The sequence below is a fragment of the Indioceanicola profundi genome (assembly GCF_003568845.1).
GTDB lineage: Bacteria > Pseudomonadota > Alphaproteobacteria > Azospirillales > Azospirillaceae > Indioceanicola > Indioceanicola profundi.
In genome coordinates, this window is record NZ_CP030127.1 from 161,170 (window position 1) to 179,781 (window position 18,612).

Genomic DNA, 18,612 nt, shown 5'->3' on the forward strand with positions numbered 1-18,612 from the left:
CGCCAATGAATGTTCAGCCGATGCGGGGGGTTCTCGCCCCAGTCACTACCCCCTTCAAAGCCGATCTGTCGCCGGATGCCGATAAGCTGGTGCGCCAGTGCCGCTGGCTGCTGTCGCAGGATTGCGGCCTGGCCGTGTTCGGCACCAACAGCGAGGCCAACTCCATGTCGGTGGAGGAGAAGATCGAGCTGCTCGACGCGCTGGTCGATGCAGGACTCGACACCTCCCGCATGATGCCTGGGACTGGCGCCTCTGCGCTTACCGATACTGTGCGACTGACCGCCCATGCCGTGAAGCGAGGCGTCGCCGGCGTCCTGATGTTGCCGCCCTTCTATTACAAAGGCGTATCGGATGAGGGGCTGTTCCGCAGTTTCGCGGAGGTGATCGAGCGTGTCGGTGATCCCCGGCTCCGCGTCTATCTGTACCATATCCCGCCTGTGGCCCAGGTGCCCATCTCCCTCGACCTGATCGAGCGCTTGATCAAGGCCTATCCGGATACTGTCGTGGGTATCAAGGACAGCTCCGGCGATTGGAACAACACCAAGGCCATGCTGGATCGCTTCCCCGGCTGGGGCGTCTTCGCCGGCAATGAGAATTTCTTGTTGCAGACGTTGCAGCATGGCGGGGTCGGGTGCATCTCGGCCACCTGCAACGTCAATGCTGGCGCCATCAGCCGCCTGTTCCGCGAATGGCAATCGCCGGAGGCTGAGCGTCTTCAGGCGGAGTGCGACGAAGTCCGCCGGACCATCTCGCAGTTTCCGATGATCCCGGCGCTCAAGGCCACCATCGCGGATTTCTCGGGAGATTCCGAATGGGCAAGGCTGCGCCCGCCGCTCGTCGAATTGAGCGCAGACCAGCGGCAAGCCCTCAAGGCAGAGCTGGCCAAGCGGAACTTCCGGATGCCCGAGCTCGCGACGGCCAACGCCTAGAGCAGATCTTGGTCGGGTCGACATACCCGATCGGGCTGAGATGCTCGCTTGTGAAAGAAATCTGGACCGGTTTCTGATCCCAGTTGATCGGAAACCGGTCTGAGACCGGGAGGGGAAGTGCCGGAGCGGCGGCTGTTCTCGATCTGTGTCCGGACGCATCGGGTCGGGATGTGGGGGGCGTCTTCCGGCCAATTTTCATCTGGTCCATTTGGCTGCCCGCTTCGCAAGCCGAAGGCATGGGAATGACGCAAGCCAGATGCGCATGCTGCAATGCACCATGCCACTTTGCGGCTGCGAAAAAATGCGCCATTTAAAAGGGGTATGAGCGACTCCGAATTGGTGCATCCAAGATGACTCACATTACTTTCGACAAGGGCTCCCACGGCCTCGCCACCACGGCTACCCGCTTTCTTGCCGCCTTTGCCGGCGTCGTGCAGAGCTGGAAGACGGGGACTGCCGCGGCTCGCCGCTATCAGGATCTCAGCATGCTTGGCGTGCAGGAGCTGGAGCAGGCCGGGCTGACGAAAGGGGATCTGGCGCGCGAGGCCATGTTCCCGACGCGCACCATCCCCGGCGTGCGCTGATCATCGCCGCGACCGCCGGGGATGGTGCGCGTCGGTCCCAAGTTTCAGGTCAGGCTTCCGGGAAGATCTGACGGTAAGCCTGGATATAGGCGTCCTTGGAATGGACAAGATGGCTGGTGCACAGCGCGACCAGCCGCTCCCGGTCACCTTCGGACAGTGCCGCGATCATTGCGGCATGTTCGTCACGCGCCCGCGTGAGGAGATTGGGCCTGGCAATGGCATAAGACCGGATGCCATGGGTCTTCTGGGCATAGACCTCGATCGCTTCTGCCAGATAGGGGTTGCCGCATCCGGCAAAGAGAACCCGGTGGAACTCCAAGTTCAGGCGAAAAACCTGGACAAGTGCGCCTGCCTTGACCGCTTCCGTATGAAGCTGATGAATCCGTTCGAGCTCGCCGGCCAAGTGAGGGGCCGGTAAGGGAATCATCTGGGCAGCCTGCCGCTCCAGCAGGGTTCTGACGAGATAAATCTGCTCAACCTCATTGGGATTCAGGTCTCGTACGGTGGCCCCGCGGTTGCGCCGACGCACAACAACGCCCATACGCTCCAACTGGATCAAGGCCTCACGCACTATGTGACGTTTGGTTTTGAAACGCTGGATCAGATCGTCTTCGACAAGTCTTTCCCGGGGCCGCAGGCGACCGAGTGCAATATCCTCTTCGAGCTGGGCAAGAACAAGCGGAAGGGCGGAGGAAGCGCTCTCCTCCGCCTCCTCCTGCAGCTCTGGATGTGCCGTAACAATGCTGTCCATGATCAGATCCTACGGGCCCGTCCTGACCGGGTCACCAATCCCACAAGCCAGCGTGAAACGAAGGTGCCCTGGATCAGGGAAAGTATGGCCAATGCGAAGAAGAACAAGGCCAGCGGGCTTTCAAGGAAAACGGTCCAGCTTCCATAGCCGATCAGCAAGGACTGGCCTAGCGTGTTGTCCATCAGCGGACCCAGGATCAGACCGAGCACGAGCGGTGGGGTTGGGATCTTCAACCGGTCGAAGACATAGCCAAGGAAGCCGAAGGCCAGCATCAGATAAACATCGAACATGCTGTTATTGATGGCGAATGAGCCGATCACGCAGAGCACGATGATGATGGGGCCAAGCACCAGATTGGGCACCCGCGTGACATGAACGCAGAGACGGGTGAACCAGATACCGGTGAGGAACAGGGCGATATTGGCAAAGACCACGGCCCAGATCAGGGTGTAGGTGATGTCGGCATGTTCCGTCATCAGGTTCGGTCCCGGCATGACGCCGTGCACCATCAAGCCGCCCATCATCACTGCTGTAGAAGAGCTGCCGGGAATACCGAGCGCGATAGTCGGAATCAGGGAGCCGCCGACCACGGCATTATTGGCGGCTTCAGGAGCGGCAATGCCGTCCTCGACGCCGGTCCCGAACTTGTCTTTTTGTTTAGAGAAGCGCTTAGCCTCGTTATAGGCGAACCAGCAGGCGGTGTCGCCGCCGCTGCCGGGGATCAAGCCGGTAATCACGCCGATACCGGAGGAGCGCAGCACATTAGGCAGCAGGCGCCGCATCAACGCCCCGGTCAGGATCAGACTGTCGTTGATCTTGCGAATGCCCTCGCCGATCGCATTGCCCTGTTCGATCAGTCGGATAGCCTGTGGCACCGAAAACAAACCGATCAGGGCTACGGTGAAGGGGATGCCCTGATAGAGTTCCAGCTGGCCGAAGGTAAAGCGCGGTGTTCCCGTCACCATGTCCATGCCCACCGTGGCGAGCAACAATCCCAATGCTCCGGAGAAAAGCCCGCGGACCGTGGATTCTTGCGACAGGGAGGCGATGATGGTAATGCCCAGGATAGCCACGGCGAACACTTCGACGGGACCGAACTCGAGCACGATGCGCCCCAGCATGGGAGCGATGGTGAGCAGTGCAATGCCGCTGATAATGCCGCCAATCAGGGAGGCATAGAGCGACACGCCCAAAGCATGACCGGGACGGCCGGCGGCAGCCATGGGATAGCCGTCCATCACGGTGGCCGCTGCTGCTGGCGTCCCGGGCGTCCGGAGTAGGATCGCGGCGATCGATCCGCCATACATGGCCGCAAGATAGAGGGCTGCCATCATGGAAATTCCGGTCTCCGCCGGCATGGCGAAGGTCAAGGGCAGCAGGAGCGCAATGGCCATGGTGGCCGAGAGCCCTGGCATCGCTCCAACGACTAGGCCAATCATCACACCAGCGAAAATTGCGATAATGTTCCAGACGCTGAGAACGTGGTTCAGGCCGAGCAGAATATTGTCGAACATGCGTGGAGACCTCTTATTCCAGCGGCCCCATGGGCACGGGCAGACTTAGGAACCAGACGAACAGGGCCCAGACGAAGGCCGATACGCCCACTGCCAGAAGAATTGCCTTGAGCGGGGAAAGGGTCCGTAGGAAGAGCATCGTGCCTACGATGAAAATTGGCGTCGCGACGAAGTAGCCTAGGAACTTTAGTACTGCGACATAGGCGATGGTCGCCAGGCTGAAGGCGACGGCCGGACCGGCCCGGCCGGGCCGCTCGATCTTCTCGTGATGATGGGTACGGGCCCACCAAGCCTGCACGATCATGCCGACAGCCAGGAGCGAGACAACAATGGCTAGGCCCTGAGGCAGCTGCGCGGCGGTGTCCGGCAGGGACATCGCGCTTATAAAGAAGGTTGCGGCTAGGGCAATACCCGCGCCGGCGAGGGCGGCGATGGCGATCATCCAAGGAACTCCTGAAAGGGCGTGGTGCGCCCGCTCATTCAGACAGGAGAGCGGGCGCACGCGGCTTGCGAGCCGCAGAGTCCTGCTGGACTCTGTCGGCGCGGTTTACTGGCCGTTGCCAATCGTGTCCTTGACCTCGTTCCAGATCTCCTTGAAGTCGGTTTCCTGCTCTTTCAGGAAAGCCGCGTACTCGTCGCCGGTGATGATGTCGACATCGAGCGCCTGCGCCTCCGCATCCTTCTTGAACTTCGGATCGGCGGCAACCTTCTGCATGGCCGCGATGAACTGCTGCTTCTTGTCCTCCGGCATGCCCTTGGGCCCGCTGTAACCCCGCGACGAGCCGGCCACCACATCATAGCCCAGCTCCTTCAGGGTCGGCACGTCGGGCAGCTTGGGGTGACGCTCCTCGGTGAAGATCGCCAGCATGCGCAGATTGCCGGACTCAACCTGGGAATAGACATTGCCCAGATTATTGAAGCTGGCGTCGATCTTGCCGGCCATGGCGGCCTGCCAGGAGGGGCCGTCGCCCTGGAACGGCACCATGGTGAACTTCATGTCCGAGGCGCGCTGCAACATCAACGTGGTGAAGAAATCATCCCCGCCCACACCGGAATTGCCGACCCGGATCCGGCCCGGATTGGCCTTGGCATGGTCCAGGAACTCCTGCGCGGTCTTGAAGGGGCTGTCCTTGCCTACCACGATCACTCCGGGATCGGTGACCACGTTCACCAGCGGCTCCAGATCGTCGATCGTGTAGCGGATGTCCTCGTTCATGATGTAGTTGGTCATCAGCATCGGCGTGTTCGTGATGCTGATCACCGACCCGTCCGACTTGCTCTGATGCGCCAGCTGGGTCCAGGCGATGGCACCGGTGGCGCCGGGCACATACTGGTTCACGAAGGTGACGCCCAGCTCCTTTTGCAGATGCGGCTGGGTCAGCTGGGCCAGCACGTCCGAACCGCCGCCGGGCTTGAAGCCCTGCAGCACCGTGACCTTGTCGCCCTGCTTGTACTCGGCCTGGGCAGCCTGCCCGCCAAGGGCCAGAGCAACTGCCGCTGCGGCATAGATGATCTTGCTCACTCTCACAGCGCTTCCTCCGGGTTCGTTGATTCTTGGTTAATGAACCCAACCCTAGACCCATTGCCCAGGATTATCAATAATCCTTATGACGGCTTTGAGGAAAATCCGACTTCGCTTCGTTCACTGGCGAGACCGGAAGGCATGAGATTGCGCAAAACAGTATTTTGCCCCAGGAAGCTTCTGCAAAGGTCAAAGGCATAGTGGAACGGGGATTCCGCTACGCGCTGGAAGGTGCTGTGTTGTTATGCAAAGCAGCACAGATTTCCTTCCGGTCATGGTAGTCCAACGTTGAGGCGCCTATTTTTTGGTACATTTACTAAATGCTAGCAATCGGCATCCCGTCGGTTATTCCCCGTGCAGCAAATCCCACAGCGTTCCCGCTGCGGCGGCAGCTTCGATGATCTTTTTTGCCGGACAAGCCTGCCGATAGCTCCAGGGCATCATTGCGTGCCGCGCCGCCGACTCCCTTGGTGTCATGCCATCCAGTAAATCCAGCTCCGTGTCGAGCAACGCGATAGCAGCCTCTTGCCCCAACACCGGCGCCGCAATCGCCAGCATGGCATCCATCTCGCGCTGAATCAGGGCAGCAGTCCTGAGTGGTTCGAGCTGCCCGGCACCGCCGCAAACTGCCGGGCCTTTCCTCACCGCCGCTTGGCGTCGGGCTGCAAGCGCGAGCCATTCGGCGCGAGTAAGGCGGTGCGCCGAGGCGGGGGGAGGGGACTTCGGGCGCCAGCCTGGACGAAAACCAATCAGCCGACGGGCGTCCGTGGTGCCGTCGATGGGGTCGGCGGGATGCAGCGCAAGATCCTCGATGGCCAAGCTGTCCGGCTGCTCATCGCAGCGGCAATACGGGCAGGCCCGATGATCGTCATATCCCATGCCCAGCACCGGGAGACCTCGGACAATCGCGCTGCCGCGAACCCCCTGCCGCCGTTCATAGTCCTTGATGAGGCTTTCTGCCCTCGGGGCATTCACGATGTCCACAAAGGCCGGCTTCAGATCACCACGCACCGTATCCAGATGCAGCACGATCCCACTGATGCGATGGTAACTCTGGCCACATCTTCCGCACAGAATGGGCGCGCCGGCGACAGTAAACGGAACCCGGTCCAGCCCCTGTCCACGATCATATTTCCAGCGTCCGGTCAGGACGCCCTCCATTTGCCGACGTAGGGAAATCTGCTGAGCCTCGGGCGCTCCGGATCGGATGGTGAAGACCGCCATTTCCTTCAGGTCGCGGGGAAGGGCGTCATAATCCCGGTGGCGCAGGAAAAACCACATGCTCTTTAGCCCCGCGGCTCGGTATCTGCTGATTCGTGCACGCGTGACGAAAACTTCCTGCGGTGAACGCTGGATCTCCACAGCGATCTGGTAGCCCCTGGTCGGGTGCGTTAATAGAACATCGGCCCGCCAGCCTTCTCCCGCGGCTTCGAGTTCAACCCCAAACCCAAGCTCTTGGGCAACTCGGTAGGCTTCGACTTTGAGCCGTTCGTGGACGATACTTTCACCGCCTGCGCCGGCGCAGGGACTGCCTATGTGGGAGAAGAAGAAAAGGCCGGAGCTTGATGTCTTCGCGATCCCCCGCCCGCCACAGCATGCCATGCGGATGTCGCCAGCCTTGCTGCGCTGGCGCACCGCGGACCAAGCGGCTTCGTCATGATCGATCGCCAGGATCACCCTGTCATCAAGCAAGGCCTTTTGAGGCATGGGCAAGTCGCTCATCCGCAAAGTGAGGGCAGCCTGTAGCCGCCTGCAAGGCGATCCTGCGGAATGTCGGCTGCACCGGAGCACATCCGGACCTGCCGGGGCATTGCCCTTCAGCACGATACAGCCATGGAGCGGGGCTTGATGAGCAACCCGCCCCATGGCTTTGGCGAGACAGATCAGTGCTGGATCATAACCGGTACTGACGCCAGATCAGTGAATAGACGGCGCCGGTTCGCCGCCCTTTCTGCGCCCCCTCGGCTTTGCGCCATTTGCCGCGGTGGCGATGTCGGCAGGAGACCAGACGTCCGGTGTAGCCTTGCGCCCGCGCGGCTTCGCCTGCCGGTCCTCTGGCTCAGCCGACACAGCCTGCGGCACTTCCTGCGCTGCTTTGCGGCTCCGCCGTTTCGGTGTCGCGCTTCCGCCGGCCGTTGCCGGTTCGGAGGCCGCCGGCTCACAAGCGGTTGCCGTTGATACCACCTTGCGGGGCTGGCGCTTAGGTTTCAGGACTGCTACCGCCCCGGCCACCGCGGCGTCGATCACCTCTCCCGCAACTTCCCTAACGGACTTGCCGGAAGCCTTCCGCTTCGAATTAGGGGTGGTGTCGTCAGCCGAGACGTCCAATTCCTGTTTTGATGCCCTCTTGCCGGAACGGCGCTTGGGGGTCTGCGTCTCTGCTTGTTCGGCCGCAATCTCGGCAGCAGCCATGCGCCAGTGCTCTTCGGCGCGGCCATGCGGCCGTCCTTCGCGTTCCCAAATGGTGTAGGCACGTTGCTGGATAAGGTCTTCCATTATCAGGTCCCCCGATTGGTTGTTTTATCCGAGGGAAACGCCCGGTTGTCATGTGAAGGCAATCTGTGCAGGAGAGTTAATCCAAGCAGAATAGTTTGAGAGACAGCCAACCAATAAGCACTGGTGAGCTGGAAATGGGTTCCGGCCAAATGCGGGGCTGTTCCCTTTCTATACGGGCTGTTGCCCTCATCTGAACCCGACGACAGGAAAATCCCACGCCCAAATCGTTGCAGGCTTGGACAGCCTCACTGACCGCCAAGACCAGGATGGAACGGCGGATATACCAACTGGTTCATGGATTATGAGCCGCGATGCCAAGGGCAGGGTGGCTGCAATCATGACAGGGAGACGATGCGGATGCAGCTTGGGATTGTCGGCCTCGGCCGCATGGGCGGCAACATTGCCCTCCGGCTCCTGCGTGCCGGCCATCGGTGCGTTGTATTCGACCTGGACCCGAGCGCTGTCGCCTCCCTGGTTGGCCAGGGCGCAACTGGCGCGCATGACCTGAGCAGCTTGGTCGAAGCTTTGACACCGCCGCGGGCGATCTGGCTCATGCTGCCGGCCGGAGACGTCACGGAGCATTGTTTGATGGCTGTTGCCGATCTGCTGTCCCCTGGCGACATCCTCATCGACGGTGGCAACACCTATTACAAGGACGATGTCCGCCGCGCCCGGATACTCGCGCCAAAAGGCCTTCATCTCGTCGATGTCGGTACGTCCGGCGGTGTCTGGGGTTTAGAGCGCGGTTACTGTCTAATGATCGGCGGCGACCGCGAGATCGTGGACAGCTTGGATCCCATCTTCAATTCTTTAGCGCCCGGTATCGGCGACATCCCGCGCACCGCGGGACGGGAGGGGCGGGACCCGCGTGTCGAGCAGGGGTATATGCATACCGGCCCGACAGGTTCCGGCCATTTTGCCAAGATGGTCCACAATGCGATCGAGTACGGGATGATGCAGGCCTACGCCGAGGGCTTCGATCTTTTGAAAAACGCCCCTGGCCTGGCGATACCTGATAAGCAGCCCTTCGCCTTCGATTTGGCGGACATGGCGGAGGTCTGGCGGCGCGGCAGCGTCATACCGTCCTGGCTGCTTGATCTTGCGGCGGCTGCCTTGGCGGAGAACAAGGATCTGAGCGGGCATGAGGGGTTCGTGGAGGATTCCGGTGAGGGACGTTGGGCGGCCATGACGGCGGTGGAAGCGGCCGTGCCCGCACCTGTCATCGCAGCGGCACTCTTTGCACGGTTCCGATCCCGCCAGGAGCATACTTTCGCCGAGAAACTGCTCTCGGCCATGCGGAAGGGGTTCGGTGGCCATGTCGAACCAGACCAGGGCGGAAAGTGACGAGTTGGGCGGCACGCATGGGCAAATAGCCCCTCTGTCCGTGCTGGTCCTGATGGGCGTCTCCGGGAGCGGTAAATCCCGGATCGGGGCCTTGTTGGCCTCACGCCTGGGATGGGCGTTCAAGGACGCTGACGACATCCATCCAATGGTCAATCTGGAGAAGATGCGCACCGGCATTCCACTTGACGAGGCCGACCGTCTGCCCTGGCTGCGGGATGTCGCAAGCTGGATCGACGTGGTGCGTTGGAAAGGGCAGCGCGCGGTTGTTGCCTGTTCCGCTCTGAAGCGCGCCTACCGGACCATCCTTCTTGGCGGCCGCCCGGACGTTCACCTAGTTTATCTCAAGGCCGATGAAGCCCTGGTCTCGCAACGGCTCGCCAACCGCACCGGCCACTTCATGCCAGGCAGCCTCCTCCGGACCCAATTCGAGGCTCTGGAGGAGCCCGGCCCGGAGGAAAACCCGATCGTGGTTTCCGTCATCCCTGGCCCTGAGTCCATCGTGCAGGAGATTGTTCAGCAGCTTGAGGCGCGCACCGGGCGTGAAGCTCTCGGATAGCTCACCTTCCGCACGGAAAATGCTATACCAAGCCTTTCTGTGAGGAGCATTCCATGCGCCGTGCCACCCTGTTCCGTTCGAAGCTTCTGGCAATCAGTGCACTTGCCCTGCTTCACGCGACGCCCGCGCCCGCCCAGCAACCAGCCGAGGCTCCGCTGTCGGAAGAGACGCTGCAGCGCTTCGCAGACCTCTGCCAGGAGGTCCATGAGGCCCGGAGCGGCAAGCAACAGTCGATGACGGCCCTGGCCGAGGTTGACATGGACGAACTGGCGAAGAAGCATGGATTTACCGGCCAGGAGGAGACTTCAGCCATCTCCATGCGCATCGCCATGGTGAATATGTACACGCCCGATGACCCCGACGCCCAAGCCATGCTGAACGCCGTTGAGGACCCGGACATGAAGGCCATGATCGCCCGTGCCAAAGCCGACGCGCCAGCCGTGAAGTCGAAGGCGGAGGCGCTTGCGGTCTGCACTGCGCGCTGAGCCGCATCGGCCCGCGGGGGCTGCCCCTTTCCGGGTAGTGCTTGAAATCACGAAGACGGGCAGTGGAAACCCGCTGCGGTGAAATCCGACGGAAACAGAAGGGCGGCATACCGCCCTGGCTTTTCGTTGTGAGGATTTCACCATGGGATCGCTGGCGCCATCGGTATCAAGTGTGCGGAGAGCGGCAGCTGTGCTGCTGGGCGGGGTTGTGCTGCTGCTGTCGGCCCCCGCCGCCGCGAATGAGCCTGGGCAACAGCGTGCGGCGCTGGAACAGGCTGTGGCGGTCCCGCTGGGGGCAGGCCGGCTGCAAGCGCACCGGACCGGCTCCTTGGATGAGATCTTTGCCTCGGTGGCCGTTGGCATCCGCTGGGAGCCCTATGTGGGCATCCTGCGCGGCGCGCGCGGAACGGCGCTGGCCCGGGGCGGCAATGCGGCCGATCAGGCTCTGCTGCTGGCCGATGCCCTGCGCGCCCAGGGATACCGCGTGCGGTTCGTGCGCGGCGAACTGAAGGGCGAAAACCTCGATACGCTGATACGCGGCCTGTTTCCGCCGGAGCTGCCGGCGGAGCCGGTCGCAGGGGATATGAAGCCTTATGATCCGGCCAAGGATGAAGGGCTGCGGCGGTTGGCTGCCGACCATATCTGGCTGGAGGTCGAACAGGGAGCCGGGTCCTGGCTGCCGCTAGACCCGTCCTTCCCCCGCGCCCGGATCGGGGAGGCCTATGCGGAGGCTGCCGCCCGGATGGATTCGCTGCCCGACGATCTGCATCAACGGGTCGCCCTGGTCCTGAAGGAGGAGACTGCAGCCGGAGCCGTGCGCGAGCTGGGCCGGTTGGAGGAGCGCACGGCGGAGATCGGGCTGATGCCCGTGTCCCTTGCCATCCAGGGCGTGTCACAGCTTCCGGCGGAGGAGGAGAAAGGCGGGGGCGGTGCGGCCGCCCTGTTCGGCAGCGCCCTGTCCGGCGGCCCGGCGGAGCCCGAGACCAAGGAAGCGCCGCCGCAAGGACCGCTCGGAAACAGCTACCGGCGGGAGTTGCGGGTCGGCGACCGGTCATTCGCCTGGGCCGACAGCCTTGTGCTGGACGCCGATCCCGGCACCCGCATCCGGCGCGAATGGCTGGAGATCACGGTGCAGGCGCCGGGCCAGGATGCGCGCACTGTCACCCGCGACCTGTATGTGGCCGATGCGCCGGGCAGCGTTGCCGGAGCCCCTTCCGCTTATCGCCGCTATGCGGTCGCCATCGTTCCCGGTCCGCTGAATGACGAGGATTTGCAGACTCAGCGCCGGACCATCGCCGGCCGCATCAACCTGGACAAGCTGAAAGCCGAAGCCGCCGAGCTGACCGACGCCGCCGAGGCTGCCGCGATGGATGCGGCCGTGGCGCCGCTGGCCGGGCATCTGGCGGCGCTTGCCTTCGCCGCCGAGTCCGACGCGATCGCCGCCGGGATGGCCTACAGCAACAGCGTGGCGGTCTCGCAGGTGCTTCCGCGCGTGCTGATTGTCTCGGTCGAGGGGGATGCGGAGGAGGGCGGCTACCGCACGGCCCTGGATCTGCGGCTGGACGAGGTGGCGGCCTGGCCCTATCCGGGCGCACCCGCGCGCGCCGCATCCAACTACCAGCGCGGTCGCGGCATCCAGAACGCATTACTGGAGGGCCGCTTCCTGGAGCAGTTGCTGGGCACGGCGCAGTCCGCCAACACGGTGAACCTGATGGCCCTGGTCCCCGGCGGGGTGGAGGGGCTCTATTCCATCGATCCCGGACAGGAGGCGGAGCTGGACCGGCTGGCGGGCCTGTCCCCCTATGCCCGCCGCCTGATCGAGGGCACGCTGGCGCAGGGCCGGTCCATCGTCATCCCGAAGCAGGCGGTGGAGCTGGGCGGGCGCGCCCGCTATGGCTGGTGGGACATCGACCCGGTGTCGGGCCGCATGATCGGCGTCATGGATGACGGTTTGCACCAGGCGCTGGTAGACCACTCCATCACCCAGGAGAAGATCGGCCTCAGCGACGATATGGGCAAGGCGGTGGGCGTCATCGTCGGCGGCACGTCCACCCAGTTCCTGCTGATGAGCGGCATCCTGCTGGAAGGCCGGGTCACCCGGGAAATGGTGGATGAGATCCTGACGGTCATCAAATATCTGAAATGCTTCTCCTGCCCGACGCTGGAGGCCAAGGCGCACCTGAAGGCGCAGAGCGGCGACTCCTGCTTCTATGAAAGCGCCGGCGTCGGCTACACCAATTCCGGCATCGGCTTCTGCCAGAAATACACGGACGGCTTCAGCTGCGCCGCCACCGCCATCCTGTCTGGGGTAACCGACCTTCTGCGCAAGGACGAGCAGCAGCGCGGCGTGCCGAAACAGGGGCAGACGCCGCAGATCAAGCGGAACCTGACCGGCCTGTACCGAGACATCAAGCTGATCTGCGAGCAGTGAGGTCCATCATGATCATGCGCCGTTGCCGGCTTCCGGCCGCCTCCATGCTTGCCCTTATCCTGACCGCCGCGGGTTCCATCGCCGCCGCCGAGGGGTTCGGAGACGATCCCTATGCCGGCGATCCGGCGGGCTATCCGCAACCGGTGCCTGTCGAGACGGTCGGCCGCAAGGCGGACCCGGTCCGGCATCCTTCCCTGGCCGCGGCCCCGCTGTATGCACCGGCCTTGGCGGCGGATGCCAGCCGCTCGGTCCGGATCGAACTTCTGTCCGTCGCCCGGGGAGCCGAGATTGCCGGCACCCCCGTGCCGGAGGGGATGGAGGCCGTGGTCCTGGTGACCCGCTGGACCAACCTCACCCCGCGTCAGTCGGTGGAGAAAAGCCAGTTGGAGGGCAAGGCCGACCGCAGCATGGGGGCGGGCGCCCTTCTGGGCGGCGGCGGAAAGGGAAAGGCCGAGCGGGTGGAGGTGGATGTCGCCTACAAGGTTCCGGCCCCATCCCGGCATGCCTTCCTGGCCGCCGACGGCTTGGCCTATGAAATGGCCGAGGCGGGCGCAGGCCTGCCGAATGCGTTGCCGCTGAGCGAGGATTTCATCCTGGCCCGGCACGGGGAGAGCCGGGAGGCGCGGATGGCCTTCCTGGTGCCCAAGGGCGCCAAGGACCTAGCCCTACGCTATTTCGACAATATAGCGGGCCACGTCACCTTGGCGGTGGCGGGCAGCGGGGAAACGGCGCTCGCCCCGCCGAAGGGGATCGGGCAGATCGGGCGGCTGGGGCCGCTGGAGGTCGCGGTCCGGGGCATCACCTGGCGCGACCGGCACGGCGACACGGCTGCGCCGAAGGGCTGGCGCATAGCCGTTGTCGATCTGGTCGGCCGCGGCAAGGGCGGGGCGGAGGACGCACAGGCCTTCGCCCGCCTGGACCCGACCCGGTTCACCTGGCTGGCGGGCGACAAGGGGCAGGTGGCCTTCGGGTTGCCGCAGTTGAACGGCGTGTCCGCCCTGTCCTTCGCACCTGAAATCTTCCAGCGGCGCGAGCTGGCCTTCCTGGTGCCCGCAGCGGCGGAGCGGTTCAGGCTCGGCATCCAGGGTCCGGACGGGGCGGTCAGCCTGCCCGCAACCCCGGGCGCACCCGCGCCCCTGCCCGATGCGGCCGTCCGCCATGCCGACGGTTCGGTTCTGGCCCTGCATGTCTTCGGACGGCGTTGGGAGGGGGAGCATCTGGTGGTGGATATCGGCGTCCTGCCCAAGGACCCGGCGCGCGGCGTTGATTTTTCCCTGGATCAGCAGTTCCGGTTGATCGCGGGCGGCAAGGAGCTGGCGCCCGACATGGCGATGACGGGCCGGCTGACCCGCCGCCCCCCGAGTCCAGCCACCGCGCCGCCGACGACCGCGCTGCGCTTTGAACTGGCCTATGCCGTGCCCAAGGATGCCGCGGCCGATCGTCTGGCCTACAAGGGATTTGCCGGGGACAAGCAGCTCGACCTGTCCGCCCTGTCCGTTGCGGGCAGCCGTGGCACGGCCACGCCCGAGGGCACGACGGATTTCCCGGTCTTCGCTGAACCTGCAGCCCCGCCCACCCCTGTAGCCTCCCCGGCCGCTGCGCCCGCCTCGCCGGCGGAGCGCCGGCCCGTGGAACTGCCGCGCTATGATTTCGCCAAGGCCGGGCAGGAGCAGGAGCCGAACAACAAATTCGAAATGGCCGGGCCGCTGGGGCCGGACCTGACGGTCAAGGGCACCCTGACGCCCAACGACACCGACCTGTTCTTCTTCGATGTGGAGGGGGAGCCGCAGCTTTGGGTGTTCGAGGCGGAGGGGGAGGGCGTCGGCGAGCTGGCCTATCTGGACGCCAGCGGCTGGGCGGCGGAGCAGCGGCCCCGCGACAACGCAACCGGTCCGATATGGTTGGACAATTTGTATCTGGCGCCGGGCCGGCATTGGATTTCCCTGCGCAGCTACAGCAAGGGCAGCGACTATACCCTGCGCGCGGTTCCGCTGGGCGCGCCGACCGCGGCGGATGAGCAGGAGCCCAATGGGCGTCCCAACCGTGCCCATCCGCTGACCCTTGCCGGGATGCAACGCGGCCTGATCGCCCATCCGCGCGATGTGGACCATTACAGCTTTGCGCTGGAGGTTCCGTCCTATGTGCGGCTGACGCTGGACTCGCCGCCGGACCTCAAGCTGGACATGCGGCTAGAGGGTGGCCGGATAGCCCTGTATGGCGGCGGCCCGAGCGCCCCGGACGGAAAGCCGGTCGTCTACGAGGCCTTGCTGGGTCCGGGCGACTTCGCGGTCCAGGTCTCCTCCGGCGGCCGCGGTGCGAGCCGCACGCACTACCATCTCTCCCTCGAACTGCTGGACCCGTTCGAACTGCCAGCGGACCTTGAGCCCAACGATATGGCCGCAGCCGCCCGGCCCATCGATGGCAGGCAGATCGTCAATGGCCAGCTCGGCACGTTCCAGGATGAGGACTGGTTCCTGCTGCCCGAGGTGGGGGCGGAGACGGAGCTGACCGTGACGGTGGAGGCGGAAACGGCCCCCTATGTCACCTTGCGCCAAGCCGATGGCCGCAATGCTAAGTCCGAACGGCTGGCTCCGGACCCGAAGCGCAAATCGGACGCGGCACAGATCCTGACGGCAACCCTGCAGCCCGGCGCCCGCTACATGCTGGGCCTCAATGGCCGTACCAGCTATCGCCTGACCACCGCCTTCTCTCCCGAACTGCCCGCGTCCGCCGCGGTTCCTAAGGGGGAAGCGCCGGTGATCGCGATGGCAGGCGAGGTGCCCACCTTCGCCGCCTGGCGGGCGGAGGCACAGACGGCGGAGCTGCCGGTCACCCTGTCCAATCCCGGAAAGCAGCCGCAGACGGTGGAGTTGCAGGCCTCGACCGGTCGGGCCGGCTGGCAGGTGACGCCGCCATCGGGGCCGATCACCCTTGCCCCCGGTGAGAGCCGGAACGTCCCGGTGCGCGTCACGGCGGATGCCGACCTGTCCGATCTGGGACCCACCGCCCTGTTCCTGCGTGCCCGGGCGGCGGGCGGTGCGGGCCGTACCTTGCGGGCGGAGATTCCAGCCGCTTGCGCGGCCCCGCCGCAATCTCCCCATCCCTTCCGGCGCGTTCCCGACGCGTTGCGCGGCGGCCTGAATCTGGCGTCCCTGGCGCTGGGCGCGGTGCCGGCCGGTGAAAGTGCCGTGGCGCAGCTGTTCGACGGCGTGGCGCCGCTGGGCGGGGAATGGTCCGTCGCCAGCGGCGGCATGCCCGCGGACATCACGGTGCAGCTTGCGGGCGACGGCACGCTGCCCCTTGCGGGTATCGCCATCCTGCCGCAGAGCCAGGACGGCGACCAGGACCAGCTTGGCCCCTTCACCGTTCTGGTCTCCGATGACGGGCAACAGTTCCGGGAGATCCACCGGGGCGTGCTGACCCCGGCGGAGCAGGAGCAGTTCTTCGTCTTCGACCGGCCGGTCGCCGCCAGGCATCTGCGCCTGCGGCTGGAGCCGAACAGTCCGCTCAGCACCTATGGCCGCGCCGCCCTGGCGGAGGTGAAGGCGATTGCCGTGCCGGACGCCCGGCTGCCGGGCGCCACCGGACCGAATCTGGCCAACCCGGCACTGGGCGGCCACATCGTCCGGGCCGTTCCGCGCGCCTACAACTATGACATCCTGGAAGGTATGCTGGCAGGAAGCGGCGAGCGCCCGGCCCTGCACCAGACCAGGGAAGACCGCGGCCCGGTCGAATGGGTGGTGGGTTTCCAGGATAATCGTGCGGCGCGGATCACGGAACTGCGCTGGCGCGAGCAGGCGCAAGCTCCCGCCAGTCATGAGAAGCAGTTCAGGACGGTGGAGGTTGCGGCAAGCCTGGAGGGGCCGCTGGGCCCGTGGGTGGAGCTGGGCGACTGGACTTTGGGTCTGGAGCCAGACGGCACCTCCGCCCTGCCGTTCGAAACGCCGCAATGGGCGCGGTTCCTGCGCTTCCGTCAGGCGACGCCCAGTGGGGAGACCGCTTCCTGGCTGCTCCCCGAAAAGCTGGAGGTGATCGAGCAGGCGGCGGGCGGCGATTACCGCTCCATCCTCGGCGAATGGGGCCTCTACGCCCGCGACGCCATCCGGGAGGAGCTGGCTGCTGGCGCGAACATGGCAATCCTGCCTGCCGCCGGCCCGGACGCCGGCGCCGCGGCGGCAGAGGCGCTGGTGCTTGCCGCCGGCACGACCCATGCCGACCAGGTCAGCGTCGGGGAGGATGAGGACTGGTATGCCGTCGATGTGCCAAAGGATGCCAATCGCCTGGAGTTCCTGCTGGGCGGTGCCGGCTCCTCCCGCGTTGCGGCGGTACTGCTTGGGCCGGACGGTGCGGAGATCGCGCTGACGGAGGTGCGCCGACCCGACGGCAGCCGCGAAGTCTATGCCGATGTGGCGGGCGGCGCCCGCTACCTGCTGCGCGTGGCGGAGCCGCCGCGTTCCATCATGGTTGCGTGGGACAACAGCTCCAGCGTCGGGCCGTACCATCCCACCATGTACAGGGCGTTGCAGGGCTTCTTCGATGCGCTGCAGCCGGGGCGGGAATGGGCGAATCTGCTGCCTTTCCAGGAGCGCGGCGCCAAGCCCCTGCTGGATAGCTGGAGCGATGATGATCTTACGCTGAAACGGGCGCTTGCCGCCTATAACCGGCGCGATTCCAGTAGCAACGCGGAGAATACCCTGGTGGGCGCGCTGGCAGCACTGGAACAGCAGCCCGGCAACCATGCGGTCGTGGTACTGACGGATGCCATTTCCAACGGCTTCGACAGCTCACAAGAGCTTTGGAACCGGCTGGAGGCGCTGCGGCCGGCCATCTTCCCGCTGGAACTGCACCTGCGCGACAGCTCCGTGACACATGCGCAGGACCTGATGCAGGACTGGGCCGCGGTGAACCGGGGCCATTACGCCTCCTTCCGCAGCTCCGGCGATCTGGACGGTGCGTTCGCCCGGGCCGCCTGCCTGATGCGCCGCCCGGTCGAATACAGCGTTGCCGCTGCGACCCGCTATGTGGAACCGCCCAAGCCGGGTGAGCTGGCGGTTCGTTGGGAGAAAGGGCAGGAGATGGCCGGTGCGGCCGTGGAGCTGGTGTTCGATGCCTCCGGTTCCATGCGGTCCAAGAAGCATCTGGTCGATGGGAAGCTGCGTATCGACGTTGCGAAGCAGGTGATGCGGGAGGTGGTATCCGGGCTTCCCGAGGATGTGAATGTGGGCCTGCGTGTCTATGGCCACCGCATAAAGGAAGGCCAGAAGGGCGATTGCCAGGACACCGAGCTGATGGTCCCCGTGGGCAAGCTGGACCGCAAGGCCATGCTGAACCGGATCGAAGGCGTCAAGGCGCTGGGCACCACGCCCATTGCCTACGCCCTGCGGCAGGCCGGCGCCGACCTGGCGAAGACGGACGGGCGCAAGATGATCCTGCTGGTCACCGACGGAGAGGAGGAGTGCAAAGGCGATCCGGCCGCGGTGATCAAGGAGCTGCGCGCCGGGGGAATGGATTTGCAGGTGAATGTGGCCGGCTTCACGCTGATCGGCGATGCCGTCAAGAACAGCATGCGCGCTGCGGCGGCGGCAGGCGGCGGCACCTTCTTCGATGCCCAGGACCGCCAAGGCCTTCTCGAGGCGATCGGGACGGCGCTGGCCGTACCGTATGATCTTGTGGATGCGGGCGGCGTCGTGACCGCCAGCGGCGTGGTGGGGAGCGGATCGGTATCCGCGCCGCCGGGCACTTACAATCTGGTGGTCCACACTGCCAAGGGCGCTGTCACGGTCGGCCAGATCGAGCTGCGCGACGGCGAAACAGGCCAGATCGAATTGTCCGGCAAGGACGGGCAGCTCACCTACAGGGCGGGGTCCTGACCGGGGGAGACAATAAGGCTCTGTTGCAGAGCTGAGGATATGCCCTGGGGGCTCCAGCTGGCCCCCAGGGTTCCGGCCGGTCAATTGCGGTGTATGGATCGAAACATCCTGAGCCCGAGCCGCATGCCGG

The 18,612-nt window shown here is 64.9% G+C and carries 13 protein-coding genes; 7 read left to right on the forward strand and 6 right to left on the reverse strand.

All coding sequences use genetic code 11. The annotated features are described in order from the left end of the window. The first annotated feature begins 5 nt into the window (after nt 1-5). Nucleotides 6-929, forward strand: a complete 924-nt coding sequence (locus DOL89_RS17150) for a dihydrodipicolinate synthase family protein (protein ID WP_119680605.1) — start codon at nt 6-8, stop codon at nt 927-929. A gap of 350 nt (nt 930-1,279) precedes the next feature. Next, nucleotides 1,280-1,513 (forward strand): hypothetical protein, encoded by a 234-nt coding sequence (locus tag DOL89_RS17155; protein ID WP_119680606.1) that lies wholly within the window; start codon nt 1,280-1,282, stop codon nt 1,511-1,513. Nucleotides 1,514-1,562: 49 nt separating this feature from the next. Here the strand turns inward: DOL89_RS17155 and DOL89_RS17160 are convergent, their stop codons facing one another. From DOL89_RS17160 to DOL89_RS17185, 6 genes are all read right to left on the reverse strand, one after another. Beyond that, nucleotides 1,563-2,264: a GntR family transcriptional regulator gene (locus tag DOL89_RS17160; protein ID WP_119680607.1), complete on the reverse strand. Its 702-nt coding sequence runs from the start codon at nt 2,262-2,264 to the stop codon at nt 1,563-1,565. A 2-nt stretch (nt 2,265-2,266) separates the two neighbouring features. Then, a complete protein-coding gene (locus tag DOL89_RS17165; protein ID WP_119680608.1) occupies nt 2,267-3,778 on the reverse strand; it encodes a tripartite tricarboxylate transporter permease in 1,512 nt (503 codons plus the stop codon). Between the two features lie 13 nt (nt 3,779-3,791). Next, on the reverse strand, nt 3,792-4,220 hold the full coding sequence (locus DOL89_RS17170; protein WP_119680609.1) for a tripartite tricarboxylate transporter TctB family protein: 429 nt from the start codon (nt 4,218-4,220) through the stop codon (nt 3,792-3,794). Between the two features lie 105 nt (nt 4,221-4,325). Further along, a complete protein-coding gene (locus DOL89_RS17175; protein WP_119680610.1) occupies nt 4,326-5,300 on the reverse strand; it encodes a tripartite tricarboxylate transporter substrate binding protein in 975 nt (324 codons plus the stop codon). A 345-nt stretch (nt 5,301-5,645) separates the two neighbouring features. Next, complete coding sequence (locus DOL89_RS17180) at nt 5,646-7,007, reverse strand: competence protein CoiA family protein (RefSeq protein WP_162937618.1); 1,362 nt, start codon at nt 7,005-7,007, stop codon at nt 5,646-5,648. Between the two features lie 210 nt (nt 7,008-7,217). Further along, nucleotides 7,218-7,796 carry a DUF2934 domain-containing protein gene (locus DOL89_RS17185; RefSeq protein WP_119680612.1) on the reverse strand — a complete coding sequence of 193 codons (579 nt, stop codon included), beginning with the start codon at nt 7,794-7,796 and terminating at the stop codon, nt 7,218-7,220. A gap of 357 nt (nt 7,797-8,153) precedes the next feature. On the opposite strand from DOL89_RS17185, the gene gnd reads away from it, so the two are divergent. The 5 genes from gnd to DOL89_RS17210 all read left to right on the forward strand — a co-directional run bounded on the left by gnd (nt 8,154) and on the right by DOL89_RS17210 (nt 18,482). Beyond that, nucleotides 8,154-9,140: a phosphogluconate dehydrogenase (NAD(+)-dependent, decarboxylating) gene (gene gnd / locus DOL89_RS17190; RefSeq protein WP_119680613.1), complete on the forward strand. Its 987-nt coding sequence runs from the start codon at nt 8,154-8,156 to the stop codon at nt 9,138-9,140. Between the two features lie 4 nt (nt 9,141-9,144). Then, the gene (locus DOL89_RS17195; protein ID WP_225890018.1) at nt 9,145-9,696 is read left to right on the forward strand and encodes a gluconokinase; all 552 of its coding nucleotides are present in this window, start codon (nt 9,145-9,147) and stop codon (nt 9,694-9,696) included. Nucleotides 9,697-9,749: 53 nt separating this feature from the next. After that, complete coding sequence (locus DOL89_RS17200) at nt 9,750-10,181, forward strand: hypothetical protein (protein ID WP_119680615.1); 432 nt, start codon at nt 9,750-9,752, stop codon at nt 10,179-10,181. Nucleotides 10,182-10,323: 142 nt separating this feature from the next. After that, complete coding sequence (locus DOL89_RS17205; RefSeq protein ID WP_119680616.1) at nt 10,324-12,612, forward strand: transglutaminase domain-containing protein; 2,289 nt, start codon at nt 10,324-10,326, stop codon at nt 12,610-12,612. An 8-nt stretch (nt 12,613-12,620) separates the two neighbouring features. Beyond that, complete coding sequence (locus DOL89_RS17210) at nt 12,621-18,482, forward strand: VWA domain-containing protein (RefSeq protein WP_119680617.1); 5,862 nt, start codon at nt 12,621-12,623, stop codon at nt 18,480-18,482. The last annotated feature ends 130 nt before the right edge of the window (nt 18,483-18,612 follow it).